This window comes from Planomonospora algeriensis (assembly GCF_977012225.1).
On the sequence record NZ_CDRNDK010000473.1, the window covers coordinates 1 to 4,621 of the forward strand.

Below are 4,621 nucleotides of genomic sequence, written 5' to 3' on the forward strand. Positions count from 1 at the left end.
TGGGCGACCCGGCGGGCCAGCGCCCGCCCGTCGCCGCCCGAGGCGGCGGTCTCCCGCAGCGCCCCCAGCAGGTCCTCCATGACGGCCTCGGCCGCGTCGCACACCAGCAGCAGCCCGCCCACATGGGCGACCAGCCCGTTGCCCGGCAGCGGACGCACCGCTCCGAAGCCCTGGTCGGTCACAGAACTCTCCCTCCCCGGAAACGCCACCGGATGAACGGCACGCGCATCGGCCCGTTCGCCACCAGCCACATGCATACCCAGACCACGGTGAAGTGCGTCCAGAAGGTGCCCGCTGGAATCGGCCCGATGACATCAATCGCACCAGACCGTAGCAAAAAGTACAGCAAGAGGCCCTCGGGAACGAGCGTGAGCAGTCCGAACAGGGTCGGCCAGTCCTTCTCCCACCGGAACTGCATGAGGAAGTGATAGATCAGCTCCCAGGCGATCCCCAGCGCTCCCACCGCCGCCAGGACGAGCAGCCCGGTGCCGTAGCGGTCGCCGAGCGACGCCCCCATGCCCGGCAGCAGCGGCATGATGAGTAAGGTGACGACCACCCCCACGGTGGCGAGCAGGAAGAGGCGCGTCTGGATGCGCCCCGTCAACGTCGGAACCACGAGGTCGAACTCCTTACACCGGTGAGTTGAAAACCCATTTGAACCACTGCGAGGTGGAGCGCAGCGGCCCCATCTTCCGGACGAATCCCCTCCTGGCCAGGTCGTCGGCGATCTCCTGCGCCGCGATCTGCAGACCGAGGAAGGTGTCGACGCCCGGGAAGTAGCCGCCGAGGGTGGCCGAGCCGGAGGCGTAGAGCACTCCGTCGCCGCTGGCGGTCCCCTTCACCTCGAAGTGGCGTTCCACGTCCAGGCGGCCGATCGGGTTGCGGTCGGCTCCGCCGTGCTCGAGCAGGTCGGCGAAGATCCGGTGCTCGGCGATGTCGGCCTCCAGGCCCGTGCAGTCGATGATGTAGTCGGCCACCGGCTCGCGGACGGTCCCGTCGGCGCTGCGCACGTAGCTGACCAGCCGCCCGTCGGGGGAACGCTCCACCCGGTCCACCGTGCCCTGCACCGCGTGGTAGTAGCCGCCCTCGCGCCCGGCGCGCATCTGCTCCTGCCAGCGCCGCCGGTAGGGGGTGTTCGTGCCGCCCATCTCCTTGTACTTCTTGGCCCGGTCGGCGCCCTCGAGCTTGCGCATCTCCGCCTTGAGCTGGCCGCCCCACACCGACTTGGGGTAGTTGAAGCCCTGGTAGGCCCAGCCGTTGCCGCCCTTGCGCCGCGCCCAGACGTGCGGGCCGTGGGAGCCGGTGACGAAGGTCCGGAAGATGTGGACGACCTGGGTCTTCAGCCCGAACTTCTCCCGGTCGTCGAACAGCCGCTGGAGCACCCGGGAGGCGACGATGCCGCCGCCCCGGATGACCACCGTGCCCGGCCGGGTCTTGAGGAACTCGTAGACCTGCTCGTGCGGCTCGTAGGCGTTCACCACGTGCTGGTAGTCGCCGTGCTTGGTGCGGAACTCCTGCAGGTCGGGCAGGAACTTCAGGCCCGGGTAACCGACGGCGATGTGCACGAAGCGCGAGCGGAAGACGATGCGCTTGGTCGGCGCGGCGCCCTCGGGCGGGGTCACCACGGTGAAGTAGCCGCCGCCCGACCGGCGGCGCACCATCCGGACCTGGCCCTTGACCAGCATGTCCCAGTAGCCGATGCGCTTGGCCTCACGCTCCAGGTTCGTGAAGACCGTCCCGGCGCGCGGGGTCCAGTAGTCGTTGATCAGGGGTTCGGTGAGGAGCTGCCAGAGGTAGGCCGGGTTCTTGTCCTTCCACGCCTCCTCCAGGGCGTAGGAGGGGAAACCCCAGAGGTTGTCCGGCCGGGAGGAGGAGTCGGAGCGGATCCGCTCGGAGCGGGGGATCTGCGAGCACCTGGTGAGGAACTCGTAGGTCTGCCAGGGGTGGTCGATGTTGGAGACCACCCGCATCTGCGAGGTGGGGACCCCGTAGATGCGCAGGTAGTCGAGGGTCACGAAGGAACCGATCCCCCCGCCGACGGCCAGGAAGGGGATGTCGTACATCGGGATCCCGGCGGCCGCGACCAGCTGGTCGGTCCATTCGGACGCGCCGAGCAGCTCGGGGGTGAGGTCACCGGGCGAGGCCGGCGTGTGGGGGGGTGCCAATGCGATGCGTCCCTTGGATACGTGGCCAACCGGTTCAGTTGGCCAAGACACTAGTCCCGGTGCGCCCTGAAAACGAGTGGGACGAAGACGCGTTTTCTCCTCAGACTGCGCCGTCGTCCCCGTTTCCGCCGTTCGTGCGCACCCTGTGAGACGCCCGGGATCACCCCGTGGTTCGCCCCGCTTCACCCGGACTCCGCCGGAAGCCGCCCGGAGCCCGCCCCGAGCCGCTCCGCCTCCACCCGGAGTCCGCCCGGAGTCCGCTCAGGCTCCGGGCCCGCCCGCGGTCCGCTCAGACCCCGGTGAACATCCGGTTCACGTCCGCGGTGGCGAGCACGCCGAAGATCTCCCCGCCGCGTTCGACCAGGAGGTACTCCCCGGCGGGGGCGCCGCGCATCGCCTCGATCAGCGGCTCCCCCTCCAGATCGGCGGCCAGCACCAGCGACGGCTCCAGGCTGCGCGCCAGCGAGCCGGCCGTGACCCAGGGGCGGCGGGCCTCCGGGGTCGCCTCCACCGCCACCTCGCTGACGATCCCGGTCGGGCTGCCTTCGTGGTCCACCACGACCAGGGCTCCGGCCTGCGCCTCCGACGCCCGGCGCAGCGCCTCGGCCAGCGGCACGTCGGCGGTGACCGGGACGGCCCGCCTGGCCAGGGCCCGGGCGTTGACCTGCGGGATGCGGGCCCGCAGCCGGGCGCCGCGCAGCGCCTGGGTGGCGCCGAACCAGATGAAGGAGGCCAGCAGGACCGACCAGATGAGCATGCTCCAGCTCGGCTCCTGCCCGCTCATCAGCGACAGGCCGGCGGGCCAGACCACCAGCAGCACGGCCAGCACGCGGCCGGCCCAGGCCGCCGCGACCGTCCCGGAGCCCGGGTCGCGGGTGAGCTTCCACACTCCGGCGCGGAGCATCCGGCCGCCGTCCAGCGGCAGGCCGGGCAGCAGGTTGAAGACCCCGACGATCAGGTTCGCGAACCAGAGCTGGAAGGTCAGGACGCTCAGCACGGTGCCGGGGTCCAGGAACCGCTCGAGGGCGTAGCCCGCGCCGCCGAGGCCCAGCGAGAGCAGCGGTCCGGCGAAGGAGACCATGAACTCCCGGCCGGGGGTCTCCGGCTCGCGCTCGATCTCCGAGACGCCGCCCAGCAGATAGAGCGTGATGCGGCGGACCGGCAGGCCGTACGCCTTGGCGACCACGCAGTGCGCCAGCTCGTGCAGGAGGACCGAGACGTACAGCAGCACCGCGAAGGCGAGCGCCACCAGGTAGGAGAGCCCGGTGCTCAGCTCCGGCAGGCGCGACACCACGACGGGCTGGAAGGTGAAGGTGATGAACGCCGCCACCAGGAACCAGGTCGGCGAGACGTAGACCGGGACGCCGAACGGGCGCCCCATCCGCAGGCCCGGACTGTCCTGGCGCGGGCTGTCACTGCTCACCGCTGGCTCACCACTCCTCGTCGCACACCGCTTCCCGGCCTCGATGCTACGCGCCGGCGGCCTGTCCGTCGGCTCCGAGCGGCCGTCTCGAGCGCGAACTGTCACCGGGGTGGCCTACAGTGCGGACATGTCACTGACCGAGCCCACGATCGTCGGAGCGCTGTCGCCGTCCCGTGCCGGTGACTTCATGACGTGTCCGCTGCTCTACCGGTTCCGGGTGATCGACCAGCTGCCCGAGCCGCCGTCGCCCGCCGCCGTGCGCGGCACGGTGGTCCACGCGGTGCTGGAGCGGCTCTACGATCTGCCGGCGCCCGCGCGCACCGTCTCCGCGGCCCTGGACCTGCTGGAGCCCCAGTGGCGGCGGCTGCTGGAGCGGGAGCCCGCCTACGCCGGCATGTTCGACGGCGAGGAGGAGCAGGCGCGGTGGCTGGCGCAGGCCCGCGCCCTGCTGGAGCGCTACTTCACCCTGGAGGACCCCAGCCGGCTGGAGCCCGCCGAGCGGGAGCTGTACGTCGAGGCGGTGCTCGACAGCGGCCTGATGCTGCGGGGCTACATCGACCGGCTGGACGTCGCGCCCACCGGCGAGGTCCGCGTCGTCGACTACAAGACCGGGAGCGCGCCGGGGCCCGCCTTCGAGGGCAGGGCGCTGTTCCAGATGAAGTTCTACGCGCTGGTGCTGTGGCGGCTGCACGGCTCGGTGCCCCGCCTGCTCCAGCTGATGTACCTCGGCGGCGGCGGCGAGATCCTCCGCTACTCCCCCGACGAGGCGGATCTGCGGGCCACCGAGCGCAAGGTCCAGGCCCTGTGGACGGCCATCGAGCGGGCGCTGGACAGCGGCGAGTGGGTCGCCCGCCCCAGCCGCCTGTGCGACTGGTGCAGTTACAAGGAGCTGTGCCCGGAGTTCGGCGGCACGCCCCCGCCCCTGCCGGAGCGGCAGCCCGGCGACACCGTACGCAGCACCCGGCGCGCGGTCAAAGAGGCCACCGACGAGCTCTGAGCGCGAACGTCCCCGCGCCGGCCCCCGTGCCCCGCG

General features: G+C 71.5%; 4 protein-coding genes and 1 pseudogene. 1 reads left to right on the plus strand and 4 read right to left on the minus strand.

Annotation, left to right across the window (positions count from 1 at the left end; translation table 11 throughout):
• The 4 genes and pseudogenes from ACWJ6R_RS30540 to ACWJ6R_RS30555 all read right to left on the minus strand — a co-directional run.
• Window positions 1-182, minus strand: a pseudogene (locus ACWJ6R_RS30540) (FHA domain-containing protein); the annotation flags it as partial.
• Window positions 179-616 carry a hypothetical protein gene (locus ACWJ6R_RS30545; RefSeq protein ID WP_449065543.1) on the minus strand — a complete coding sequence of 146 codons (438 nt, stop codon included), beginning with the start codon at window positions 614-616 and terminating at the stop codon, window positions 179-181. The gene ACWJ6R_RS30545 and the pseudogene ACWJ6R_RS30540, both read right to left, overlap by 4 nt.
• A 13-nt stretch (window positions 617-629) precedes the next feature.
• Window positions 630-2,165: a hypothetical protein gene (locus tag ACWJ6R_RS30550; protein WP_449065544.1), complete on the minus strand. Its 1,536-nt coding sequence runs from the start codon at window positions 2,163-2,165 to the stop codon at window positions 630-632.
• A 289-nt stretch (window positions 2,166-2,454) separates the two neighbouring features.
• The gene (locus ACWJ6R_RS30555; protein ID WP_449065546.1) at window positions 2,455-3,546 is read right to left on the minus strand and encodes a site-2 protease family protein; all 1,092 of its coding nucleotides are present in this window, start codon (window positions 3,544-3,546) and stop codon (window positions 2,455-2,457) included.
• Window positions 3,547-3,715: 169 nt separating this feature from the next.
• Between ACWJ6R_RS30555 and ACWJ6R_RS30560 the strand changes: the two genes are divergently transcribed.
• Entirely contained in the window at window positions 3,716-4,585 is an 870-nt protein-coding gene (locus ACWJ6R_RS30560) for a RecB family exonuclease (protein WP_449065545.1), read from the plus strand.
• The last annotated feature ends 36 nt before the right edge of the window (window positions 4,586-4,621 follow it).